This is a genomic window from Kumtagia sp. (assembly GCF_059502445.1).
This window is the reverse complement of the sequence record NZ_JCACER010000064.1, coordinates 1-3,510: the sequence shown is the minus strand read 5'-3', so window position 1 is coordinate 3,510 and position 3,510 is coordinate 1. Positions and strand designations below refer to the sequence as shown.

Below are 3,510 nucleotides of genomic sequence, written 5' to 3'. Positions count from 1 at the left end.
AGCTGCCCCGCCACTTAGCGGGCACTTCCCAACAGGGAGCGTGAGGCCCATCGCAAGGGGGAGCGGGGGGAGCGATGGGCCTCGGCATTGCTGCTTACGTGGAACGCAGAACTCCGCAGGAGCACGCGAACGCGGCTCCTGCATCTTTCCCATTCGAACCGGAACGAATTTCCGTGCTGCCAGTACATCCGTGGTCAGCGACGGGATTTCATTCCAGGTTCGAACAGAGCGATATGCGCACCCAATCGGCGCTTCATGCATTCGCTATCGAGAATTCGGTGGTGAATGGCGGGTCTCTGACACCGCAAAAAAGCCAAATCGGCCAAATCAACGAGATTTATATATGGGCTTCACCCGCCGCTTAAGCAAGGAGCAGGCTGATCTAATTTTATATGGAATGAAATAGTGGCTCTTCCATAAAAATAAATGCGTGGAAAATCAGGAAATACGTATTGAAAACAACAAATATAGCAGCGATTCAATTTTCATGCGCGCGGAAACTTAATAGAATTACATTTAGCACTCCTATCATTCGAGTGCCAACGGCGCTATGTATCTGAGGTGGCCGCCCTATGCGCCGGCCTCAGAAAGAACTCTCATGAAATTCCGGCCACTCCACGACCGCGTCGTCATCCGACGCGCGGAAGGCGATCTCAAATCCAAAGGCGGCATCATCATTCCCGACACCGCGAAGGAAAAACCGCAGGAAGGCGAGGTCATCGCCATTGGCCCGGGTTCCCGCGACGAAAGCGGCAAGCTGGTTCCTCTCGACGTCAAGGCGGGCGATCTGATCCTGTTCGGAAAATGGTCCGGAACCGAGGTCAAAATCGACGGCGAAGACCTTCTGATCATGAAGGAGAGCGACATCATGGGCATCGTCGAGAAGACCGGAGCGGCCACCAAAAAAGCCGCCTGACCGGACTCTCCGACGCTCCACTCTCAAGACAGAACTGGACGAACATCATGTCAGCCAAGGAAATCAAATTCGCCGGCGATGCGCGCGACCGCATGCTGCGCGGCGTCGAACTGCTCAACAATGCCGTCAAAGTGACGCTCGGCCCCAAGGGCCGCAACGTCGTCATCGACAAGGCTTATGGCGCACCGCGCATCACCAAGGATGGCGTCACCGTCGCCAAGGAGATCGAGCTTGCCGACAAGTTCGAGAACATGGGCGCGCAGATGGTGCGCGAAGTGGCCTCGAAGACCAATGATCTCGCCGGTGACGGTACCACGACCGCGACTGTGCTCGCAGCGTCCATCCTGCGCGAAGGCGCGAAGCTGGTTGCCGCCGGCATGAATCCGATGGACCTGAAGCGCGGCATCGACCTCGGCGTCGCAGCCGTCGTCAAGGAGATACAAGCGGGCGCCGAGAAGGTAAAGTCTTCGGCTGAGGTCGCCCAGGTCGGCACCATCGCCGCCAATGGCGACGCCACCGTCGGCGAGATGATCGCCAAGGCGATGGAGAAGGTCGGCAACGAGGGGGTCATCACCGTCGAGGAAGCCAAGACAGCCGAGACCGAACTGGAGGTGGTCGAAGGCATGCAGTTCGATCGTGGCTACCTCTCTCCTTACTTCGTCACCAATGCCGAGAAGATGCGCGCGGAACTGGAGGACCCCTACATCCTCATCCACGAGAAAAGGCTCGGCAATCTGCAAGCCATGCTACCGATCCTCGAAGCCGTGGTGCAGAGCGGCAAGCCGCTGCTGATCATCTCCGAGGATGTCGAGGGCGAGGCTCTCGCCACGCTCGTCGTCAACAAGCTGCGGGGCGGCCTAAAGGTTGCGGCCGTCAAGGCTCCGGGCTTCGGTGATCGCCGCAAGGCTATGCTGGAGGACATCGCCGTGCTGACGGCCGGCCAGATGATCTCCGAGGACCTCGGCATCAAGCTTGAAAACGTCACGCTCGACATGCTCGGCCGCGCCAAGCGTGTGCTGATCGAAAAGGATACGACCACAGTCGTCGACGGCTCCGGCGACAAGGCTGGCATTGCCGCGCGCATCAGCCAGATCAAGGCGCAGATCGAGGAGACCACATCCGACTATGACAAGGAGAAGCTTCAGGAGCGGCTGGCGAAACTCGCGGGCGGCGTCGCGGTCATCCGCGTCGGCGGCGCGACCGAGACTGAGGTCAAGGAAAAGAAGGATCGCATCGACGATGCGCTGAACGCTACGCGTGCCGCCGTCGAGGAAGGCATCGTACCGGGCGGCGGCGTGGCGCTGCTGCGCGCCCGGGGGGTCCTGACCTCGCTGACAGGCGCAAATGCCGACGTGACCGCCGGCATCTCCATCGTGCTCAGGGCGCTCGAGGCTCCAATCCGGCAGATCGCCGAAAATGCCGGCGTCGAAGGTTCGATCGTGGTCGGCAAGCTGGCCGAAAGCAGGGACCGCAACCAGGGCTTCGATGCGCAGACGGAAACCTATGTGGACATGATCAAGGCCGGCATCGTCGATCCTGCCAAGGTCGTGCGGACTGCTCTGCAGGATGCCGGGTCGATCGCGGCGCTGCTCATCACCGCCGAAGCGATGATCGCCGACATTCCCGCAAAGGATTCCACCCCGGCGGCAGGCAACGGCGGCATGGGCGGATACTGAGGACAGTGCCTGAACCGTTCGGCCAGCGGCCGGACAAGCAATGCGCCGCTCCTGATCACCCACCTGCGCGCTGACAATCGGCACGAGCGCACTTAGATGAGGAACAGGTGTCGCTCAGCATAACCGACCCGCTGTGGTCCTGCTCAGTGGCGTTGATGTGACGCAGGCGGTGCAGCCTGGCCCAGCCATAGAGGCCATCCACGCACTACCGACCTGTTGTTCCCATCATTATCCGGGCGTCACATTGATTAGGCACGCTTTGCCCGGCCTTTGAGACGAAAGACATGCAAGAATCGCCAATCCTGATTGCCGCGCTCGTCGTCGGCGTTCTGCTTTCCGCAGTGGGCGGCGGACTCGCCTATTATGAGGTCGTCAGCGGCGTCCGTTTGCTGGTGTGGTGAGTGCAGCGGCAACCCAGCTACGTCGCCCGCGCTGCCTTCGTTGCAGCGGCGAAGGACGCTCGGATGAGCTATCTTGCAAAGGCAAAGAACGGGCAAGCTTGATGACTTCGTCTACCGGCAAGCGGTATTGCGCCGAGACAACTGCGTTTATGAGCACGCCAAGGTTGCGATTCTCCTCAGCGCCAGCTGTGTTGATATGCCCGACCATCTCCCGCCGCGTCTCCGAATTGAATAACAGTTCAGTCAAGTTTTTCTTCTCGTCTGCCGCCCAATTAAAGGTTTGCACCTAAATATGAACTAGATGGAAACATTCACAGCCGATTTTTAATTATGAATGTGACGCCAGGGATGCAGAAGTAACCACGCATTAACAAATGTTGCCGCATACTCTTTGGGCGCGGAAGAGTTCTGCGTTCCACGTGAGCAGCAATGCCGAGGCCCATCGCTCCCCCCGCTCCCCCTTGCGATGGGCCTCACGCTCCCTGTTGGGAAGTGCATAGGCTAGGCGTGCTTATCC

General features: G+C 59.5%; 2 protein-coding genes. Both read left to right on the top strand.

Annotation, left to right across the window (positions count from 1 at the left end):
• Positions 1-598: 598 nt before the first annotated feature.
• Positions 599-916, top strand: a complete 318-nt coding sequence (locus AC5JDC_RS18400; protein ID WP_495843411.1) for a co-chaperone GroES — start codon at positions 599-601, stop codon at positions 914-916.
• A gap of 47 nt (positions 917-963) precedes the next feature.
• Positions 964-2,592 carry a chaperonin GroEL gene (gene groL / locus AC5JDC_RS18395; RefSeq protein WP_495843410.1) on the top strand — a complete coding sequence of 543 codons (1,629 nt, stop codon included), beginning with the start codon at positions 964-966 and terminating at the stop codon, positions 2,590-2,592.
• The last annotated feature ends 918 nt before the right edge of the window (positions 2,593-3,510 follow it).

Excerpts from the sequence above, each read along its gene's own strand:
- AC5JDC_RS18400 (WP_495843411.1), top strand. The coding sequence starts at position 599 with ATGAAATTCCGGCCACTCCACGACCGCGTCGTCATCCGACGCGCGGAA.
- groL (WP_495843410.1), top strand. The coding sequence starts at position 964 with ATGTCAGCCAAGGAAATCAAATTCGCCGGCGATGCGCGCGACCGCATG.